The 20,762-nt window shown below is 45.4% G+C and carries 16 protein-coding genes; 4 read left to right on the top strand and 12 right to left on the bottom strand.

Annotated elements, in window-relative coordinates; genetic code table 11:
- Positions 1-48 precede the first annotated feature (48 nt).
- Positions 49-414 carry a DUF6713 family protein gene (locus MKX68_RS06835; protein WP_340910298.1) on the top strand — a complete coding sequence of 122 codons (366 nt, stop codon included), beginning with the start codon at positions 49-51 and terminating at the stop codon, positions 412-414.
- Positions 415-486: 72 nt separating this feature from the next.
- Positions 487-1,479, top strand: a complete 993-nt coding sequence (locus tag MKX68_RS06840) for a DUF4003 family protein (RefSeq protein WP_340910300.1) — start codon at positions 487-489, stop codon at positions 1,477-1,479.
- A gap of 120 nt (positions 1,480-1,599) precedes the next feature.
- Here MKX68_RS06840 and MKX68_RS06845 read toward each other — a convergent pair whose 3' ends face one another.
- The 3 genes from MKX68_RS06845 to MKX68_RS06855 form a co-directional block, all read right to left on the bottom strand.
- Complete coding sequence (locus tag MKX68_RS06845; protein ID WP_340910303.1) at positions 1,600-2,589, bottom strand: phosphotransferase; 990 nt, start codon at positions 2,587-2,589, stop codon at positions 1,600-1,602.
- Between the two features lie 168 nt (positions 2,590-2,757).
- Positions 2,758-4,533, bottom strand: coding sequence for a SulP family inorganic anion transporter (locus MKX68_RS06850; protein ID WP_338590940.1), 1,776 nt, complete (start codon positions 4,531-4,533; stop codon positions 2,758-2,760).
- A gap of 165 nt (positions 4,534-4,698) precedes the next feature.
- The gene (locus MKX68_RS06855; protein ID WP_017690603.1) at positions 4,699-5,028 is read right to left on the bottom strand and encodes an ArsR/SmtB family transcription factor; all 330 of its coding nucleotides are present in this window, start codon (positions 5,026-5,028) and stop codon (positions 4,699-4,701) included.
- A gap of 194 nt (positions 5,029-5,222) precedes the next feature.
- Here MKX68_RS06855 and MKX68_RS06860 point away from each other — a divergent pair, with 194 nt between their 5' ends.
- Complete coding sequence (locus MKX68_RS06860; RefSeq protein WP_340910308.1) at positions 5,223-6,167, top strand: alpha/beta hydrolase; 945 nt, start codon at positions 5,223-5,225, stop codon at positions 6,165-6,167.
- 116 nt (positions 6,168-6,283) lie between these two features.
- On the opposite strand, the gene MKX68_RS06865 is transcribed toward MKX68_RS06860, so the two are convergent.
- The 9 genes from MKX68_RS06865 to MKX68_RS06905 form a co-directional block, all read right to left on the bottom strand.
- A complete protein-coding gene (locus MKX68_RS06865) occupies positions 6,284-7,864 on the bottom strand; it encodes a glycoside hydrolase family 43 protein (RefSeq protein ID WP_340910311.1) in 1,581 nt (526 codons plus the stop codon).
- Positions 7,861-8,760, bottom strand: coding sequence for a carbohydrate ABC transporter permease (locus tag MKX68_RS06870; RefSeq protein WP_340910314.1), 900 nt, complete (start codon positions 8,758-8,760; stop codon positions 7,861-7,863). Before MKX68_RS06870 ends, MKX68_RS06865 begins: the two co-directional genes overlap by 4 nt.
- A 15-nt stretch (positions 8,761-8,775) precedes the next feature.
- Positions 8,776-9,750 (bottom strand): ABC transporter permease, encoded by a 975-nt coding sequence (locus MKX68_RS06875; RefSeq protein WP_249913521.1) that lies wholly within the window; start codon positions 9,748-9,750, stop codon positions 8,776-8,778.
- Between the two features lie 136 nt (positions 9,751-9,886).
- Positions 9,887-11,557 carry an extracellular solute-binding protein gene (locus tag MKX68_RS06880; protein ID WP_340910318.1) on the bottom strand — a complete coding sequence of 557 codons (1,671 nt, stop codon included), beginning with the start codon at positions 11,555-11,557 and terminating at the stop codon, positions 9,887-9,889.
- A 178-nt stretch (positions 11,558-11,735) separates the two neighbouring features.
- The gene (locus MKX68_RS06885; RefSeq protein ID WP_249913523.1) at positions 11,736-13,310 is read right to left on the bottom strand and encodes a response regulator; all 1,575 of its coding nucleotides are present in this window, start codon (positions 13,308-13,310) and stop codon (positions 11,736-11,738) included.
- 11 nt (positions 13,311-13,321) lie between these two features.
- Positions 13,322-15,124: a cache domain-containing sensor histidine kinase gene (locus MKX68_RS06890; protein ID WP_340910322.1), complete on the bottom strand. Its 1,803-nt coding sequence runs from the start codon at positions 15,122-15,124 to the stop codon at positions 13,322-13,324.
- A gap of 199 nt (positions 15,125-15,323) precedes the next feature.
- Entirely contained in the window at positions 15,324-16,172 is an 849-nt protein-coding gene (locus MKX68_RS06895) for a GNAT family N-acetyltransferase (RefSeq protein ID WP_340910325.1), read from the bottom strand.
- Between the two features lie 210 nt (positions 16,173-16,382).
- A complete protein-coding gene (gene gnpA / locus MKX68_RS06900; RefSeq protein ID WP_340910328.1) occupies positions 16,383-18,563 on the bottom strand; it encodes a 1,3-beta-galactosyl-N-acetylhexosamine phosphorylase in 2,181 nt (726 codons plus the stop codon).
- A gap of 13 nt (positions 18,564-18,576) precedes the next feature.
- Complete coding sequence (locus MKX68_RS06905) at positions 18,577-19,596, bottom strand: glycoside hydrolase family 88/105 protein (RefSeq protein WP_340910331.1); 1,020 nt, start codon at positions 19,594-19,596, stop codon at positions 18,577-18,579.
- 171 nt (positions 19,597-19,767) lie between these two features.
- Here MKX68_RS06905 and MKX68_RS06910 point away from each other — a divergent pair, with 171 nt between their 5' ends.
- Positions 19,768-20,715: an AraC family transcriptional regulator gene (locus MKX68_RS06910; RefSeq protein ID WP_339786266.1), complete on the top strand. Its 948-nt coding sequence runs from the start codon at positions 19,768-19,770 to the stop codon at positions 20,713-20,715.
- The last annotated feature ends 47 nt before the right edge of the window (positions 20,716-20,762 follow it).

Genomic DNA, 20,762 nt, shown 5'->3' on the forward strand with positions numbered 1-20,762 from the left:
GTTCGCTATTGACCTGCTTGTATAAAATTGAAAAATGGGAGACTTTGCATGCCTGACTTTTTACTGGTTTTATTTTTGTTTAACCTGTCTCTCTTTCTGCTTCACGAAATGGATGCCATCAGGCGGTCCGAGTGGAAATTGTTTATGGTGTTAAAAGATATGGAAGATGATAAAGCGTATAGGTATTTCACTTGGATTCACCTGCCAATGTATACCATCATCCTCTCTCTGCTTTTTAGCTCATATCAGACCATTACATTCTGGGTGCTGGATATCTTTTTCATCATACATACCGTATTACACTTCTTTTTCGAAAAACATCCTCGAAATAAATTTAAAAACGGGTTCTCCAGATCATTGATCTACCCTATGGGAATAATTGCTTTAATTCATTCGATATTCCTAATCATCTAATTTGTTTACACCGACGGAATGAAGGAAGCTGGAAGGGTATTGTTGAATAACAGTGAATATGGAGGTGTGCCTATGCAACAACATCATGCAGAACGAGCTGAATTATTCGTTTCCAACACTCAGATCATCAAGAAGTCGTTCAAATGGCAACATGGGATGATTCACCGTCTGGCCGCCTTGCTCTATGCAGCGGAGAATAAAGTTGCTGATGTGGAAGTCATTCGCCAAAGCCAAGAGTTGATCAAACAAAACACAAAACTCTTCTCTGCATTCAGAGGTAATTCGGCTATTAGCATTGCTACAATGCTCTCCCTTACAACAGATGAAGAGACGAGATTGGTAGATACCCTGCATGTCTATGACTTGATGAAAGAGATCAAATTCCGCAACTCTGATTATCTGGTTATTGCCGCCTATCAGATCGCTACTCAGACATCACCTGACCAGTTTCAACCTACGGTGGAGCGGGCCAAATTATTTTATGACGGCATGAAAGCAGAGCATCGTTTCCTCACTGGACAGGATGACTACATTTTTGCTGCCATGTTAGCCCTTTCCGATCTCAACGTGGATACTGGTGTGGCACGTATGGAACAACTCTATAGGGAATTAAAACCAGAGTTCTCTTCCAGAAACAGTGTGCAGGCGTTAACACAGGTACTGGTTCTTGGAGAGGATACCCCGGATGCAGGTACTCGTGTGATTGCCTTAAATGAAGCTTTTCGTAAAAGGGATCTCCGAATGGATAAAACGTATACATTACCCTCTCTCGGGATACTTTCCCTACTGCCTTCGGACAGAGACGCGTTAGTAGATGAAGTCGCGGAAACAAATGACTGGTTACGGACTCAAAAAGGCTTCGGTGCCTGGTCAATCGACAAACAGGAGTTGCTCCTGTTCTCATCTGCGTTGATAGCCATTCAACATGTGGAGGATCTGCGAAACGGTGTGCTTACGACAGCAATCTCAACCAGTATCACGAATATTATCATCGCCCAGCAGGCCGCCATGGCAGCAGCTGCCGCAGCATCGGCTGCAGCCGCTTCTTCATCATCATCGAACTAACAAGTAACAAGTGACCATGTTACCTTCAATATGAGTTGAAAAAGACCCTCCCGAGTTCAAGTTCACTCGGAAGGGTCTTAAAACATTCAAACCTACACCTAAAATAATGTTCATCATTCGCTACGATACAATCCCCGTATTCCGGAACTCTTCCACGAAACTATCCAGCCAATCCGAACCATAGTCCAGCCCACCCGTATCACTCTCAATAAAAGCAACATCCAGACCCATCACCCAGAATCGGCGAGCGATAATAAAGAGATCAACCGCCTGCTCATCTTCGGCAGAGAAGCTTCTGACTGAACGATAACCTGCGATGAGCGCTTTCCATAATACTGCCTTTTGATCTTCAGACTGTCTCTTTCTCACCTTCACTTGGGCCAGATCGTAAGCACGCCAGCTTTTGGCTGCCCACTCGAAGTCATAGTGGATGAACTGATGCTCCTGTTGAAACGCATTGTTATTCCCATGCATATCGCCGTGGCACAGACCAAAGTCCAGATCTTGTCTGGAAGTGGCAACGATGCGTTCTTTTAACGTTGTGGCAAACGTATGGAGAAATGCTGCTGCTTCATTGTTCTCACCGATATAGTGGATGATTCGCTTAAGGGGTTCATCAATGAGAAATTTCAAATCAAGCTCATATCGTGGCAGCTCCACGTTCACCTGATCCATAGCCTTATGCAATTCAGCGGCAGATTGACCAAAGGCGTAACAAGACTCCTCATCCTCCAGGTTGTTCTCCGTACCCTCAATATACCGAAACATCACAGCAACCCGCTTGCCTTCCGCAGCCTCCAACACCGTATATCCCGTGTGATCTTTCTTCTCGATGTATTCTCCAATGTCGGTGTGTTCCGCAGAACCTAGAACATTCTTCAGTTGAGACAATAACGATAGTTCGTAGTGAACATCTTCCTCCGAAATTTCAGTGCGGTAGATACGGAGAATATACATGCCACTGGATGTGCGAATCCGGTAGGTATCATTCAATCCCCTAAGCCAAAACAAACATTCTTCCCATGTTCCAATGTTATACTGATCCCTCAATGCAGACTCCAGATACCTGGGGTTAAGCACTGAACGTAAAGCAGTCGGTTGAATGGACATATGGTTGCTCCTTCGGTTTAATATGATTATTTCTCATCTGATGAACGATGTAATCCTTTCACCTATCAACCTATAACATAGTATATTTTTTATTTATTTTCCAGAATATATATTTTGATGAGTAAATACTCTTTAAGAATCCTATAGTTCCATCTCGCATCAGCGGAATTATATAAGGTTATTTGCATTGGCCCGCTTTCCAGATTTAAGCAGGTTATTACGCGCTGGATCGCCGCCAGTGCTCGACAATGCAGCACATTCACGGAAGGCAAAATGTTTGCACCCCTTACATTTCTGAACATCCAGATGCTGCAATGCATAATTGATAGCTTCACCCGTGTGCTCAAACATATGATCCGAACCAATCCGTTCAATCAAACCTGTTCTCTTCAGCATTTCCAACGGTTGCGCCTGAATGCCTGAAAGTAAAACTCTGCCCCCGGATCTCTCCATATGTTTGACAACACGGGCCAGATTGGATTCACCTGTTGTATCCATAAAAGGCACCTTGCCCATGCGCAACAGCAGAGTGCCTGGTCGCCGATGAATCGAATCCATGACCGACTTCTCAAACATATCCGCTGCCCCGAAAAACAGTGGCCCTTCAATTGTATATAGGCTTATTTGCGGACAGTCATGTCCTTCCCGAACCATGTGGGCCATAACTTTCTCATGTTTATGCTCGGGATCGGGCAGTACTTTGGCAACCTTCAACATCTCACTCATCCGCTTAACAAATAAAAGAACAGCCAGAATCAACCCAACCTCTACAGCCGTTGTTAAACTTGTAAATACGGTCAGCAAAAAGGTAATCAGCAGAACGAGTGAATCGCTCGTTTTGGTTTTCATGACATGTATGAAGGATCTTCGTTCACTCATATTCCAAGCAACCAGCATGAGAACGGGAGCCATACTGGCAAGAGGAATGTGGGATGCATATGGCGCAAAGAGAACAAGTACCAGCAAAACCACTACACCGTGAATCACGCCAGACCACGGCGATACTGCGCCGGATTTGATATTTGTTGCTGTACGTGCAATCGCTCCTGTTGCAGGAATACCACCAAATAACGGCGTCACCATATTAGCAATTCCCTGCCCAATCAACTCTCGATTGCTGTTATGCCGACTTCCGGTCATGCCATCGGCAACAACAGCCGACAGCAGCGATTCAATTCCACCCAGCATGGCAATGACAAAAGCGGGTTGCAGCAAGTTCACGATACGCTCCCAAGTGATCTCAGGCATATGAAACTGAGGCAAAGCGTTAGGTATGGCGCCAAAGGACGAACCGATCGTAGCCACCTGCCCTTCAAAAAAGAACGCCGCGACTACCGTCGAAAGAACCAGCCCCACCAGTGATGCAGGCACCTTTGGTGCAAACTTGGGCACAAGCAGAAGAACAGCCAGACAGATTCCAGCTGTAAGCACACTGTATATATTAATCGTTGAGATATGCATCCCGATTTCTTTCATATTGGACCAGAAATCCTCGTGTTTCTCGATGCCTCGAAGTCCCAGGAAGTTCGTAATTTGTCCGCTAAAAATAATGACGGCGATCCCTGCCGTAAAACCGATAGTCACCGGCCTTGGAATAAACTTGATTAACGCCCCAAGCTTGAATACGCCCATAAGTACAAGCATCAAGCCGGCCATCATTCCGGCAATCAGCAGATTCTCATATCCATACTGCATCACAATGGCAAAGAGGATTGGAATGAATGCCCCCGTTGGCCCGCCAATCTGGAACTTGGACCCACCCAGCAAGGAAATGAGAATCCCTGCGATTACAGTGGTGTACAATCCATACTCCGGTTTGACCCCGGAAGCGATGGCAAATGCCATACCGAGTGGAATCGCAATGATACCTACAATCAGCCCTGATAACAGATCCTTGCGAAAAGCGGCAGCATTATACCCTGCATATCTCCCCATCCATCTCATGTACAAAAACCTTCTTTTCTTCATATATTTGAATATTTGAATATATTTAAAAGACTACTCCCCTGCATACGTCCTGTCAATCGGATTACGCACAATTCCAACGGGAACTAACACAAAAAAACAAGAACCTCCGGTGATTACATCCAGTTGCTCTTGTTTATTGTGTCAGGACTCTTTACGAATATCTTCCAGCATGGAAATGGCATCAACCAGATGATTGTCAAAAATCTGTTTGGTGACTGCCAGCAGGTCCTTAATCAGCGGATCACGCAGCGAATAAGTGACGGTTGTCCCTTCTTTGATTCCGTGGACAACGTTTTTGCTGCGCAATACAGCCAGTTGCTGTGAAACGGCAGAGCCTTCCGATCCCAGAATGCTTTGCAGTTCATTCACATTCTTGGCTCCTTCACTCAGCAGCTCCAGAATCTGAATTCGCATCGGGTGTGCCAACGCTTTGAAAAAATCCGCTTTAAACTGTTGTATGCTCTGATTCATACGCTATGCCCCTTCAATCGAACTTTTGAAGATGCAAATATCATAACATAGAACGGGTACCATGCTTTACTCTAACCGTAAACGGTTTGACGGAAAAATTAAGATTGACCTTGAAGTACACTTCAACCTTTATACTTTACTTATAGTCTCCACAGATCTTATATCTGATCTCCATCAGGAAGGGTGATTCCTCAATGAACATGTATATCCATAACCATAAACGCTCGTTGACGAGCTTTCTATTCGAGAAATATATCGGAACGTTAGATACCAAGAAGTTTTTTTCAACACGCGAGCTTACCCGCAAACACCTGGATCATATGGGCTTGGAAAACATTAAACCTTATACCTTGGGTAAAACAAAACTGTCATCTTCCATCAAAGAGCGCTCCCATGAAGACATGCAGGTATTCATATTAAACGATCAGCATTCCCGTGAACAGAGAGTCATTCTCTACATTCATGGCGGGGCACATACACACCAGCCGCTATCTTTACACTGGAAATTCATGGATCGCATGGCTAAGGCTCTGAATGCCAAAGTTGTTGCTCCCATCTATCCAAAGGTTCCGCATTTTAATTATCAGCATACGTATCCGAAATTGCTCAATCTATACCGGGATCTGCTTGCCTCCGTGGACGACCCGGCACAACTCACCATTATGGGGGATTCCGCAGGCGGGAACATATCCCTAGCCTTGGCCCATTATCTGAAGATGCATGATCTCCCGCAGCCCAAAGATATCATCTTGTTATCACCTTGTGTGGATATGGTGCTGGACAATCCGGTCATATTCGATTACGAGACCCGCGACCCTATGCTCGCTGTGGAAGGGTATGATGTCATCCGGCGGATCTGGGCAGCTGAAAAACCGTTGAACGATCCGTTAATCAGTCCAATCTACGGAGATTTCGCCGGTCTGGGCAAAATCAGCATCTTTATCGGGACTCACGAGGGCTTGTTTCCTGATAATATGAAGCTCGACAAACTGCTGACGGATCAAAGAATCGATCACCAAACGTACGTTTACCCCAAAATGAACCATGTCTTTGTCCTCTATCCGATTCCGGAAGCCAAGGATGCTCAGCGTAAAATAGTTAACATCATAAAAAGCTCAGCACATGAAGCTGGACAATAAACTGTAACGCACCCCGCACTCCCCCACAGTTTTCTCTTTGACAAAAAGAACGAAAAAAAAGCTCAATCCCTGGACTACAGCCACCGGATTGAGCTCTCTTGCTGTCATTCTATCATCTAATTATTATATGAACCATATTCAAACCAGTCAAAGTCCGCTACCTGATCAGATGAAGTTCCGTTGCTGCTGCTAAACATTCCGATACAGCAGCCAACAAAGCCGCCAGCTACTTCAGTGCTCAAGCTGCTTGTATCCACCTGTTCCGCCACCACATGATACTGACTTCCATCCGTGCTGTAGTAGAAGCTTAGTTGCTGACCTGTCGCGGCCAGTTTGATATACACTCGTGATACTTCATCATCCAGCGCGACTTGCGCAATGTGGGTATCCTGACCATCTATAACGGTCACCACACGCAGCACTTGCTGGTTCTCGGTCAGAGCACGCTCAATCCGTATGTGATACAGATCGTTCTGAATGACGACAAGACCAGCAGTTTCGTTTGCATTCCCGGGCACAAATTCCATCGCTGTAGCTGCGACATAATCCATATGCCTTTGACGCAGACAAACAAAGCTGGAATTTTCTTTTTCCTTCAATGTTTGCGGTTTCAACTTCAGCCGCAAGTATCCTTTTCGTTCGGTTAATGAATAGAGATCCTCATGAGGATTGCGCAGGAACATCCATTGCAAGCCCAGTTTATCACTGTCAAAATGGTCAAAACGCAGTTGCGGCTCTACCGGAACAGGCTTCAAATCCAATGTGCCCTGCTCCTCCAGGATTCCGCGGCCCTCATTGACAACAGGCCATCCGTCCTCCCAAACGACAGAAGCAAGGAACGTCTCCCGCCCCAGATTACTAAAGCTCCCTCCATATGGACGCGAAGCCAGCATGACCATGAACCATTGACCGTTCTCAGCCTGCACCAAGTCGGCATGTCCTACATTAACAACAGGGTAACGTTTACCCAAATGGCGATGTGTAATGATTGGATTATTCGGATTCCCGACGTATCCTTCGGTCAAACTTTTGCTACGAGCAATGGTCACGGCATGGTTTGGTCCTGTGCCTCCCTCTGCAATCAATAAATAGTAATATTCATCGATCTTATACAGATGCGGGCCTTCCGGCCAGATGACATCCACCATCGCCCCGCGCCACAGAACGTAACTGTCTCCCACCAGCTTCATACTGCCCAGATCCAACTCCCGCAGCCACACTTCCCAGTTCCCATTATAACGAACTCCCTCGGAGCAAGGACGTGTACCAAGGTAATACGCTTTGCCGTCATCAAAGAAAATCGTAGGGTCTATGCCTTCTGCGCCTTCAATAAAATAAGGATCTGACCATGGCCCAGCCGGGTCGGTAGCGGTTACAACAAAATTACCGCCATGTGATACATTGGTTGTAATCATATAGAAAGTGCCTTCATGATACCGAAGCGTTGGAGCGAATATCCCCTGTGAATGGCCTGCTCCCTGAAGATTTAATTGCGAAGGACGGTCCAGCACATTGCCAATCTGTTTCCAATTCACTAGATCACGGCTCTGAAAGATAGGAACGCCAGGAAAATAAGCAAATGTTGATGTCACCAGATAAAAATCTTCACCCACCCGGCATACGGACGGATCTGGATAAAACCCGGGCATAATCGGATTGTTAAACGTGCATTGTTCGCTTTGATTTGCATTTTTCATTCTTTTACCCCTCCAATGGTTAGTCCAGTCACAAAGTATTTTTGCAAGAACGGATACAGTAAAACAATCGGCATTGCCGTCACAACCGTGATGGCTGCCCGAATGGACACAGGCGTCACCATGTTGGTTACATTTTTGAATGAATCCACGTTGACGGTTCCCCCCTGTGAGGTCGCAGAGGATAACAATTTCATGAGTTCATACTGCAAGGTGGTCAAATTCCGATTTCCCGCCGTGTACAACATGGAGTCAAACCAGGAGTTCCACTGACCTACAGCAATAAACAGTGCGACCGTAGCCAGAACCGGCTTGGATAAGGGAAGCACGATACGCATGAAAATCCGAAAATCTCCAGCTCCATCCATCTTCGCGGATTCAATCAATCCCTCCGACAGTCCCTGAATGTAGGTACGAATGACGATCATGTTGAACACCCCGATCAACCCGGGAATAATGTATACCCAGAAGCTGTTCAGCAGCCCCACTTGTTTGATCAGCATGTATCCCGGAATTAAGCCGCCGCTGAAATACATCGTCATTACGAACAGCGTCGTGACCAATTTGTTAAACATATACTCCTTGCGGCTCAGCACATAGGCCAGCATGGCTGTACAGAATAGCTGTACCACCGTTCCAACTACAGTTCTGGCAACCGAAATAAATGCGGCTTGTGTCAGATTCGGATTCTGGAATACGGAGATGTAATTTTGCATTGTCCATTCCCTCGGCCAGAGATAGATTCCCCCGCGGATCGTATCCAGCCCGTTATTGAAAGATACGGCAATAGTGTTTAAAAAAGGATATAACGTAACCACCATGACAAGCAACATAAATATGCCATTGGTGATGGCAAAAATAGAATCTCCCAAGTTTCGTTTTCTACTAAATCGCTTCACAGCTCTGCCCCCTTATCATATCAATCGCTCTTCACCAAGAGACTTGGCAATCCCGTTGGCGATAAATATGAGCACCAGACTGACCACACTTTTGAAAATGCCTGCTGCGGTAGCAAGTGAGTAGTTGCCGAGATTAATCCCGTATTTCAAAACAAAAATGTCGATTGTCTCGGATACATCCTGCACAAGTCCGTTCCCCAGCAAGTATTGGATCTCAAAACCTGCGTTCAGTACGTTACCAACGTTGATGATAAGCAGGATAATAATCGTTGGTTTGATGCTTGGAAGTGTGACATTGAACATTTTACGAAACCGTCCGGCTCCGTCGATGGAAGCTGCCTCGTACAGGCTTGGATTAATCGACGCCATGGCCGCCAGATAAATAATCGTGCCCCATCCGATTTCCTTCCACATGCTGGACAGACCTACAATCCCCCAGAAGTATTTGGGTTCGGCAAAAAAATTGATCGGTGCATCAATCAGGCCCAATTTCGTCAACAGCACATTCACTATTCCTGTTTCCGTTGATAATACATTCGCAACAATACCTGTTACGATGATCCACGACAGGAAATGAGGAAGGTAGGAAACCGTCTGTACCACGCGTTTGAACAATACCATTCTCAGCTCATTTAATAACAGCGCCAGACCAATTGAGCCGACAAATCCCAGAAACAGACTGATCAGGCTCATCGCCAGCGTATTGCGAATGACACGTAAAAATGTAGGGTCCGTGAATAACGTTCGAAAATGATCCAGCCCCACCCAATCCTGCTCCATAAAACCAATGCCCGGTCTATAATTCTGAAACGCCATCAACCAGCCCCATAATGGTCCATACGCAAAAATAGCGATAAACGCAATAAACGGAAATGACATCCACATTAATTGTCGCTGACTTTTCATTCTGGACAGGTTGTACCCGATCCAGCTTGTTCCCGCTGGGATATGGCTGGTTTTTAACGAAGGCTGCAACTCCTTTTTGGCCATGTTTTTTCTCTCCTTGCTTACGAGTTTATCTATATCACCCAGTCTGGGTGAATCGATTCCATTCCTATCCAATCTCCAAATCTAGCGTGTAAGAAAGGCTACGGGGTTCCCCATAGCCATTCTGTGTGACAGGACTTTACCCCCACAGTTCCATACGTCTGCGGACTTCTTCCGTCAGCGCATCTTCATACGCTTTAATATCTGCACTTTCCTTGAGTGTGGCTTGATATTCTTCCCAAGCCTTCTCAAATTCAGCTGGTGAAGTCATAATTACTTTTGGCAGCCATTTGCGTTTTACATCGTCCATTTTCTGTCTGGCGATGGTCTCCGGTTTATTTGGTTCGAAATTATAGGTATAGATTGGGAACCACGGTTCATTTTCCTCCGCAGGCTCAAGGAAGTCGGTAAATTTCGTGAATCCGTAGGCCTTCAGCACTTTTTTGTCGATGTCATTCAATGTGGCAAGGTACTCCTCCGGCTGCTCCTTAGGGTCAAGTGCATTCTTCCCGTCAGCGGTCATGCCCTCATGATGCGGGAAATAGACCAATGGGCTTCCCGTGTTCGCCAGTACCCAGTCCGGATCTTTGGAATTCGCACGTTGCTCCTCATTTCTGGAGAACACGCCTTTGTCATCGACTTGATAATCCACGCCTTCCTGTCCCCAGGTTCTCAATACTTCCATCTCAGGGTCCAACAAATCATTAATATATTGAAGTGCTCCCTCGATATCCTCGCAGCTCTTTGTAATGGCCAAGCCGCCATTCACGTTAAGGATTGGATTGTTCTGATAGCGCCCTTTAACATCCTCGGAGAGTGTAATGGACAACGGTACATAGGTTTTGTCATACAATTTTTGTTTCACGAGTGATGCCTCGGCGTCAAGGAACTGCCATCCTTGGTCCACCATGCCCAGCACACGTCCGGTTGAAATTTTGGAGATATATTGATCATAGTTTGCTGTAAAGGTTTCGTTATCGACCAGGCCTTGATGATATACCTCATTGATCTTCTTGAAATATGCTTTCGCTTCAGGAATGGTATTGTAGTTTTTAGCCGTCAGCGTTTCTTTATCAACAATGGCTGCGCCTTCGTTCGGATAACCAGCCATGAAGAGCGGAGGGTTCTCCAGTGCGAAATAACGCCAGTCATAGGAGATAATTTCAAATCCAATTGTTGGCTGACCATCAACGGTCGGGTGAGCTGTTTTATACCGTTCAATCAAGTCAAAGTATTGGTCAAGCGTTTTGATTGTCGGATAATTATCCCACTCCAGTACGGCCTTCTGAATCCAGAATGCTTCTCCGTCATGGGATACTTTCATCGATTTCTCTTGTATATTGCCGAATTGAGGAATGAAGTAGATATGTCCATCCGTCGTATTTTTCATCTTCTTCCAGTCTTCGCCCAGGTAATTTTTGATGTTTGGATATTTATCGATGTAATCCTCAAGTGGTACTAACGCCCCTGCTGCTACCAGTTGCTGAGTACCATCACTCCCATCGATAAAATCGGGATATTCGCCGCCTGCAATGAGTACACCAATCCGCTCTTTGGCTGTTTGGCCCGTAAGCCAGTCCATCGTTACTCTGACGCCTGTTTTCTCCTCAATAGCCTTTAACACCCGATTATCGTCAGGCGCAATTTTTCCTGGTACGGCAAAAAATGCGGAAAATTGTTTCAATTCCCTTCCATCTGCTGTCTTTTCCCCTTTCGAGGACGATCCCGGTGTACATCCAGCGAGTGCGATGACCAGTATTAAAGCGAGCAGAGCACTATACTTGATTCTTTTTCTAACATCCTTTTTCATCATGACCCCTCCATCGATTATATTGACAGAAGCTTTTTGGAAAGCGCTTTCCAAAGGCTGACTTAAAATTATCATGCTTCCATGCCCCTCTCAACGGGATAAACTATAGATGGAATCCCACTAATTCCAGCATCTGCGAAAAAAAATATCCCGCCGCTCCGTCAAGGAGTGCAGGATGTTAATCAAGAGAGTACGCAGCATGGGCACTTTTACGATATTGTGCAGGAGTCTCCCCCATGAGTTTCTCGAACCGGCTAATAAAGTAATCGGAATCCCGATATCCCACCATTGTTGCGATTTCGTATACTCTTTGATCTGTTCTGCGCAACAGCCGGGCGGCTTCCTCAATACGCAATTGATTCAAATAATCACTGAAGCTGATCGAGAAATGCTTTTTGAAAATCTGACCCAGATATGCACTATTCATGTAAAACTGCTCCCCGAGCAATTTCAGGCTGATATTTTCTCTGTAATGCTCGTGAATGAAAGCCTCAATTTTGGCTAATACGCCCATTGCATTCGACTTTTGCTGCTCCTTCAGTTTCTCTGCGCACATGAGCGAAAATTCGCATAAATGTTCAATGTTTTCCTCCATGGATAACATCGCGTAGTTCACCTTCAGAAAAGTCGATTCCATCAGCGTGGAATCTGGAGTAACCGTATCGTTATTCACGAGATCCAGCAATGTGTATGCCAAATAATGCAAGTGGATGCGGACAATACCAGGCTCGATTCGCTCATCCAGAAAAAATTGAAAAATCGCCGTTGCATGACTGTATAACTCATCCGTCTGCTGTTCCTCAATAGACTTAACTAGCCCATCAAACAATTGTTTTTCGAACTGTCCCGGCCGATTAACAAATAAAGTCGTATCCATAAGTTCGAAGTAATAAATGGGCCTGCAAGTGGTGAAGAAACGTAAGCTTTTCATTATGCCGCAGGATTGATAAGACTCGTGCAGCGCCTCCAACTCATGTACTTCCTTCCCGACATAACAAGCAATAGCCGCCTCTTGACCATGGCTCAGATCGGCATGTAACCGGGTCAAATATTGCTCCAAGGTCACTGCCTCACGGCTCACCATCAGGTCCGTAACAATGAGCAGAACCGCATTTTTATCACCTGTGAATGGCTTCAAAATTTGTCCCGGAAAGGGCTTGCCCACCCATGCCTCAACCCGAGCACACCAATCCGTTCCCTGTTCTGGACCAGCTTCCGCCTCAATCAGGATGCAACGCAGTATGCCGGCATCTTGATAGTGGGGCTGCAGACTCGTAACAGCATCCTCCTCAGCCACCCCAAGCAAAATTGACTGCATATGCTGAGCCATAATAATCCGATCTTTTTTTTGCTGATATCGCTTCTCTTCCGTCCGCGCATTAAATGCGACCCTGAACTCCTCAAGCACCTGAACCAGTTCGGTCTTCACAATAGGCTTGAGAATATAGTCATCTACCTGGTATTTAATTGCCTGCTTGGCATATCCGAACTCATAGAATCCACTTAGAAGAATCAGCTTGATGTCACCGCTATATTGCTCGTACAAGGTTTGGGCAAGCTGCAATCCGTCCATTTCCGGCATCTTAATGTCGGAAATCACCAGATCGGGCTGCATAGCGCGAATGCACTCCAATGCCTGCATGCCATTGGAAGCCTGACCGCAAATCTGAAATCCGTAAGACTCCCAATCAATTAACAATAGAAGTCCTTGGCGAATAAATGGCTCATCGTCCACAATCAGCACGTTGATCATATCCTCGCTCCTTATTCTTGAGATGCCTGCATAAGAGGAATTTGAATGCCAATCGTTGTTCCCTTCCCCTTTTCACTGAATATGTGCACCTGAACAAAATCATCAAAATACATCCGCAGCCGAATATATGCATTCATCATACCAATGCTGCTAAGCTCGCTCATCCGATCCATACTCGGGTCTTGCATCATTTTGCGGAGCGAGGCCAGCTTGTCCTGATCCATACCGACTCCGGTATCTCGAATGGAAATGTACAGATCCTTGCTTCGAATTTCGAATAATACCTCCACGACCCCATTATTCGACGTCCCCTCAATGCCATGGATACAAGCATTCTCCACAAAGGTGAGGACGGTGAGCTTTGGTATCATCATGGCAGCTATGGATTCGTCTGTGATCCGGATTGCGAATTGCAGCTTTTCGCCAAAGCGATACTGCTGGATACTCAGATAACTCTCCACAAAATTGATTTCCTCTGCAATTGTAATCAGATCGTCGCCCCAATTGATCGTCTGACGTAACAGCAGTGCCAGTTTATGAATGACATCAGAGGTTTCAAGTTCGTCCTTGATCAAACTCCTCATACGGATCGTTTCAAGCGTGTTGAACATGAAATGGGGATTCACCTGACTCTGAAGGGCTTTCAGCTCCGCCTGTTTCTTGGAGAGCTCAAGGGCTTGCCGCTCCACCTGACCCTTAAACACAATCTCAATCAGGTTCTTGATCTTGATGACCATCATGTTATAACTATGGGTCAGGCTGCCGATCTCGTCCTTGCCCACAGGTCCCGATATCACTTCAAATTTCTCCTGCTTCACTTGATCCAGGTGCTTCGCTATCCGATCAACTCTGATGACCAGTGATCTGGATATCAACCAGATTAGCAGTGTCGGCACCAACAGATTAAGAATGATTAGTAGAGTCAAATTAAGCTTTGAATTAACAATCTCCGACAGAACGTCCAATTTCTCCGTGCTGACGACAATCTGCCAATCCTCGGATACGACGGGAATCGATTGCATGGATTGAACAGGGTCAATTGGACTGTCCGCAATCAGATGAAATGGCTTGCGCGTCTGATTCATTTTTGAATCGTTCGAGAAAATGACCCTGCCATCCGAAACGACATATACCTTCCCATTTGCTCCCTCATTTTTAAGCGATTTGTTGATGAAAGCGTAGTCCAGATCTACCTTTAACACCTTTTCAACTTGTTGCTCCCCAAAGTAATCCAGCTTACGAATAATGCTTACTTTGCGTCCTCCCTGACTTTGCGACATCTCCGCCTGTTGTTTGTCAAAATACGAATAGATCATGATATGGTCGCTTGTGTTCATCAGCGCTTGATACCAATCACTTTTCTTCACCTCATCATCCAGCTTAATGAAGTTTCCTCCATTGACGAAGGTATCATTGCCAACATAAAACGTAATTTGATTCACCTGCTGGTAGCTGTAATAGTACCTGACCAGATTGTTGTTGCTAAGCATATCATAGTAGGCAGAGTAATAGTCTTCCTGATCGCGATACTTGAACTCCATGAACCGGTTCAGCGTTCCATCGGTATAGAGAAAATTGGACACATACAAGCTATTGTCTATACTGTTCCGCAGGTTGAACTTGATCCTTTGCTGCATTTCATTGAATCGGCTATGCTCCTTCTCTTCAATGTTACCTTTGATACTTTGGTAAAACACGGTATTTGTGACCAGGACCGGGACCAGCACACAAAAAATGAACAATATGTACAACTTGGTTTTGAGACTCCAATCATCCAGAAACTGAATGCGCTTACAGTAAGTCTTGCGGCTCATGTTATGTCTTTGTCTCCTCTAACCATGTCATATATCAACATTATTATAACGAGTACAGGATGGGTTGGATACTGTAATCCACGATTTCCGGGAAGCCTTTAATCAACCTCCCGTTCAACTGGCCCAACAAGACAGACACTAACACCCCACATATTTTCGTTTGAACCCGATCTGATCTTAAGTCGAAACGACGATCACGTTATAATTTCAAGAGCATTTCGTACTGGCCCACATGATATGAAAAACCTGATTTGGCCAAGAGGAAATCTTGCATCGGTTTCAGATGAGACTCCACATTGAGGACACTGATTCTAGGCGATTCTGTGCGTTGGACCATCTCTGTCAGGATGCTGCTTGCAATACCTTTGCCCCGGTAATTTTGGTTCACTGCAAGCTGTGGAACATCACCTGTTTTTTGATCTATAATGCCATAGCCAACAATGCTTTGATCCTGACGTGCAACCACATAGATAAAAACTTCCGGTAAAGCGTAGATGGAATCAATTGAATTTTGCCAGGAGGGCTCCACATCCCAAAATTCCTTGAACTGCTCCAAATCGATTCTCTCCACACATTCCACCATGCAGGTCGTTTGCGGTATGAATTGATCTTTTTGCAGCTGGAAACATGAAAATTCCCTTAGAATTTTGAAGTTTTGTTTACTGTACAGCTGAACTGCAGATTCGTTGGATTGGATGACTTCCAGCAAATATTGCTCTACATTTTTTTCTTTTAAAAGCTTTTGAATATTCAAGAGCAGATCGCTTGTAATGCCTTGCCGTCTGCAATCTTTTACAACGCCTGTTCCAAGGTCATATGCAGTTTCCTTTCCATTCCAGCTTCGAAGCCCATTGATAACAAATCCGACCATTCTCTCATCCTTAAAGGCTCCCATAGATATTTCGGGGTGATAACCCCGTCGTTGGAGCATTTGTTGAAACTTCCAAAAAGGCAAATCCATTTTAACCTGGTAGTCGGAGAACGCATCCACAAAAGCCTCGTGAAGTGTCTCCATGCTTATTTTGTCCAACAATTTATAACTGTACATTAGGGCACTCTCTCCTTTAAAAAGATGAAACCAATAATATATTAGGGCTCATGATCCCTATCCTTATTTAAATATTCTACTAGATAGTGTTAACACTATACAGTAGGATCCGTGCGATAAAATCTGCTTTCTTCAGAGTTTTCAGACACGCCCTAATAACTAAAATAGACCGCTCCCTGGTTAAGGAATACGGTCTATCGAGTCATTATTCTATGGGGATACCGATTTTGTTAAACCAATTTTGGTGATCACCGTATCATACGGGTCTAATTCCATGGTTTGTTTTCCATGCTCCGTATCAATCGTCGTGGACTGAACCTGATCGCTATTATTGATCACAACCAATATGTTGCTCTGAGGGTAGTACGCGCACTCGGTATACAAGTTATCCGTGATGTACTTTGTTTCATGGAATTCATTGCCTGCAAATCGAATCAAATTCAGAAGTAGTCTTGTATTTTCCCAGCTGAATTCGAAGGAAGGCAGGTAGATCCCTTTTCCTTTTCCAAAAGCATGTGTGGACAGTGTGATCTGACCATCCGTTTCACTCACTACAGCTGCTGATCCATCCGTAAGATAAATGTTATCTTTCGGAAGTATGCTGGCCCCCTCAGGCACCAAACCATACTCATCATTAACCTCATACGACCATTTTCCATGAACAACTCTGGCGCCTGTATCCTCATCCACCCCAAGCACATGAGCCATTCTAAAATAGCTGTCATACCCGTCCAATGCCGAAGGCTGGTTAATGCCTATAAAGGTACCACCCTCATATACCCATTGGGTCAATAAGTCCACAGACTTGTGGTCACTCCAGTGCTCTCCGCCACTCCATGCTGAACCTGCAGAGCCGGCATTGATGACAACATCTACATCCTTCAATGCGCCCTGACGAATATCATCAAAATCAATAAACTGTACGTCAACAGGCAACCCGGCTAATGCCTCATTCACATGAATCAGATCATGCATATGTGTTTCATGAAAATGACCGGACAAGGTCCACGATCTTAACTTGCCCCAGCTATGCAGCACGGCTACCTTTGTCTTGATCTGATATGGTTTTCCAGCCTGATGCAGCTCTTTCATTTCCCTGAATTCATGGGCAATCTTCTCGATATAATCCACAAAGTCCGGGTAAGGCTCAACCAGATGCAAATATCCACCCAGTCCAATCCGGTCAATCGACTCACGCAGCAGCGCACGCCGGATATTAATCCAATATTTCTTCGCATCCAGGGTAGGATCTCCGCCCTCCTTGAAGGTAGGAAGCCCACCTAAGCCAACTGGGAACAAGTAGGGATGCAAGCGAATCTCATGGGTATCAGCCTTAACACCTGAGCACATTCTAGCCTCATAACCGGAGAACACACATTTGATCATGCCGTCGAATCCAAATTCCTCAAAGCGATCATTGTACGGCTCCATGCCTACCCAGCTGTCATCATAGAAGACATACGCCAGCTTGTTATGTTTGTGCACAATATCAATCAACTTTTTACCGAATTCAATGACAAAATCATTGATAAATGCCATCCAGTCCAGTTTGCGCTGATCCGCAGGCATATGAGTGACCTGATATTTACCGCCATTCACAAAGTCTTCGGCGGAGAGTGAATACCCATATTTTTGAGCAAACAGATCCAGCGCTCTCGAACTTACTGTGAAATCGTATGAACCCCAATCCGAGAACAGATGGCGATTCCGCTCATCACTGCCCCAGATCCAGGCGAAGTTATAAAATAGGGACGTAAAACGTACAACCGTTGTTTCCGGGTGTTCTTGGCACCACTTTTCCATCCAATCCAGCAGATAGGTTTGTGTGTCCGTATAGATCGGGTCAATCTGCATCAGATGCTCTTTGTCCCAATTATTCGTCGTGTGATTGTACATGGAAATCTCTTCCCATATCCGATAAACCATGAAACTCACCGTGTATTTATGCCAAGGAGCAACGCCAGTAATGACAACATTGCCAGATTCCCTTTCATAATTCCACTGTCCTCTAGGTACCTCTTCCCCAGTCGTTCGATCATAAACTTGCCAATATTTAAACGCTTCTTTGGAATCATTCACCCTGAATTGTTCAGCGAAGAAATCCTCCATCAGATAGATGGATATATAATCTTGTACAGCGACCTTCGGATTCGTAATGAGAAAACATTGCTGCAGTTTATCCAGATTACGGGATGCCCACTCATTATGATCCCGAATAATGCAAATGGTTGAATAGATGCCATATCCGGCATTGATAATCTCATCGGACAACTTTGTACCGTCACTGTCTCGAATCACATCGGCACCCCAGCGATCGGCAAGTTCCAGCGTCAGTTCCTCATAACCGGATTCTCCCGGTAGTGTAAAGGAGCCTTTGGTTAATTTGGACAATTGGGTTCCCTCCCTATCTCAACATATCGGACAGAAAAGCGAGTGCCAGGCCCTGACCCCAGCCTTGAATCCAGTCTTTTGGAATATTGCGATAGCCATCCCGATCCTTCATTACCGCCGTACCGCCAGATACACCAAGCACACGCCCATCTTCGCTAATGTTGTTCAGGATGCCTTCCAGTGCCTTTTGCACATATTTGGTATGCAGTGGATTACCGTTATTGATCATCGCTGCTGCAATACCAGCGGAAGCTGATACCTCTTCATACGAATCTTCGTCATCCAACACCGTACGCCACAAGCCGTTCTCGGTCTGCACGAGCTTGAGAGCCGCCAATTGATCACGAAGGGCACACTCTACATCCATACATTGCGGATACAAATACCAGTCGTTGAGCTGAGGTTTTACTTGAGACATCGTATAGGCTCCCCAAGCGTTTGCTCTTCCCCAATAAAATCCGGACATATGGTCCTTGTTGATATTGTTATAACCGTGATACCACAGACTGCTGCTCGGATCTTGAAGGTATTTGATATGCCAGTAATACTGATTCAGCGCATCCTGAATCATGGCTTCATCTTTTAATTTGCTACCTACGCGAAGCAGGAAAAATGCCGCCATAAACAAGGTATCCGCCCAAGCCTGTTCCGGAAAATCATTGGAAACGGATACCGTATGCTGAAGCACATCGTCTCCAAAGCGAAGTGCATGATTCTGGAGATAATCGACTTTGCTGAGGACAATATCCCAATATTTCTGATCTCCGGTTTCTTCATATAAAGTGATGAGCACATGACCCATGGCACATGTATTTACCGTCCAACTTGGCAGACCCAGCTCGATATATTCGTCCGCCCATTTCACCAGCCTGTCCAGAATCTCTTGGTTGCCTGTTGTTTGATAGGCTCTGGATACGCCATAATAAGCCACTCCACCGGGCCAATCCCATGTCAGATCCATATCCAGTGTTTTCTTGGTAACGCTCTCGATTACGTTTAGAATCTGTTCCCTGTCATATTTCACTTGAAGCATTGTTATTCCCCTCTCCCTTCGCACACGCCCCCAAGTGCGTCCTGAGAGGTGTCCGTCCATTTTTGTAAACGCTTTACTTATTCCATTGTACGCAGTAAAATAGTCTCAATCTAAGCATATTCATAACAAAACTGCGCAATTTCAATCATTTATATATAGGAGTCCTCGAACATGCCCAAACCGAAGAAACCTGTCATTGAATATCGTCACTATAGCCTGCCCATTGATTTTCCTGTCCTGTTGCTCAGTGGAGACCGCTGGAGAATATCCGATATCAAGAGTGAGCATCTTCATTTCCATAACCACATGGAGATTGGCATCTGTTATTCAGATGGAGGCATCATGGAGATTAAGGGAGAATCTGTGCCTTTTCGGGCAGGCGACATCACGTTCATTCCCCGATACCTTCCGCATACCACATACAGTTCGCCTAATAACGCCAGCCTGTGGGCTTATATCTTTTTTTCACCGGAAGAACTCTTCCGCCATTCGCTCAAAACAGCACAAACTCACATTGAACCGAATCTATGGGCGATTCAGGGAACCAATTGCATTCTGAATAAGGAACAGCATCCCAAAATTCACACACTCGCAACATCAGTGGTAGAAGAGATTAAGCAGCAGTCCCCCTATTATCGGGAGAGCGCGTACGGCTTGTTGATGTCTCTATATATCGAACTGCTTCGAATTCATGCGAGTAGCGAGCGTTTGTCATCTCAGGATCAGGAACGGGAACGAGACCTCCAAGGTGACTTGGTCATCTCACCCGTGCTGGAGTTTATCACCAAAAATTTTATGATGCCCGTGACCATCGATTACCTCGCTGAACTGTGTCATCTGAGTACAACGCATTTTCGCCGCAAGTTCCATGAAATTATGGGAACCACACCGCTTGATTTTCTGAACAGTACCCGGATTGAAGAGGCATGCAAACGATTAAAAAGCACAGAGGCCTCCATCCTGTCCATCTCCGAGCAGGTTGGCTTCCGATCCATCTCCAGCTTTAACCGCTGCTTCGCCAAACTGATGGGCGAATCACCTAAAGCCTGGCGCAAAGGGGCTCATACAGAAGCACAGTCTGCAAAAGCGTCGATATTGGAATTCACGGGTTGGGTATGAATTCACGTACAACATATTGAAATAACCTTTCTCATAAAAAGATACAA

The sequence above is a fragment of the Paenibacillus sp. FSL M8-0212 genome (assembly GCF_038004645.1).
In the GTDB taxonomy this organism is placed as follows: Bacteria; Bacillota; Bacilli; order Paenibacillales; family Paenibacillaceae; genus Paenibacillus.

Bases quoted from the DNA above. Each gene is read 5' to 3' on its own strand.
- MKX68_RS06835 (WP_340910298.1), top strand. From the start codon at position 49: ATGCCTGACTTTTTACTGGTTTTATTTTTGTTTAACCTGTCTCTCTTT.
- MKX68_RS06840 (WP_340910300.1), top strand. From the start codon at position 487: ATGCAACAACATCATGCAGAACGAGCTGAATTATTCGTTTCCAACACT.
- MKX68_RS06845 (WP_340910303.1), bottom strand. From the start codon at position 2,589: ATGTCCATTCAACCGACTGCTTTACGTTCAGTGCTTAACCCCAGGTAT.
- MKX68_RS06850 (WP_338590940.1), bottom strand. From the start codon at position 4,533: ATGAGATGGATGGGGAGATATGCAGGGTATAATGCTGCCGCTTTTCGC.
- MKX68_RS06855 (WP_017690603.1), bottom strand. From the start codon at position 5,028: ATGAATCAGAGCATACAACAGTTTAAAGCGGATTTTTTCAAAGCGTTG.
- MKX68_RS06860 (WP_340910308.1), top strand. From the start codon at position 5,223: ATGAACATGTATATCCATAACCATAAACGCTCGTTGACGAGCTTTCTA.
- MKX68_RS06865 (WP_340910311.1), bottom strand. From the start codon at position 7,864: ATGAAAAATGCAAATCAAAGCGAACAATGCACGTTTAACAATCCGATT.
- MKX68_RS06875 (WP_249913521.1), bottom strand. From the start codon at position 9,750: ATGGCCAAAAAGGAGTTGCAGCCTTCGTTAAAAACCAGCCATATCCCA.
- MKX68_RS06880 (WP_340910318.1), bottom strand. From the start codon at position 11,557: ATGAAAAAGGATGTTAGAAAAAGAATCAAGTATAGTGCTCTGCTCGCT.
- MKX68_RS06885 (WP_249913523.1), bottom strand. From the start codon at position 13,310: ATGATCAACGTGCTGATTGTGGACGATGAGCCATTTATTCGCCAAGGA.
- MKX68_RS06890 (WP_340910322.1), bottom strand. From the start codon at position 15,124: ATGAGCCGCAAGACTTACTGTAAGCGCATTCAGTTTCTGGATGATTGG.
- MKX68_RS06895 (WP_340910325.1), bottom strand. From the start codon at position 16,172: ATGTACAGTTATAAATTGTTGGACAAAATAAGCATGGAGACACTTCAC.
- MKX68_RS06905 (WP_340910331.1), bottom strand. From the start codon at position 19,596: ATGCTTCAAGTGAAATATGACAGGGAACAGATTCTAAACGTAATCGAG.
- MKX68_RS06910 (WP_339786266.1), top strand. From the start codon at position 19,768: ATGCCCAAACCGAAGAAACCTGTCATTGAATATCGTCACTATAGCCTG.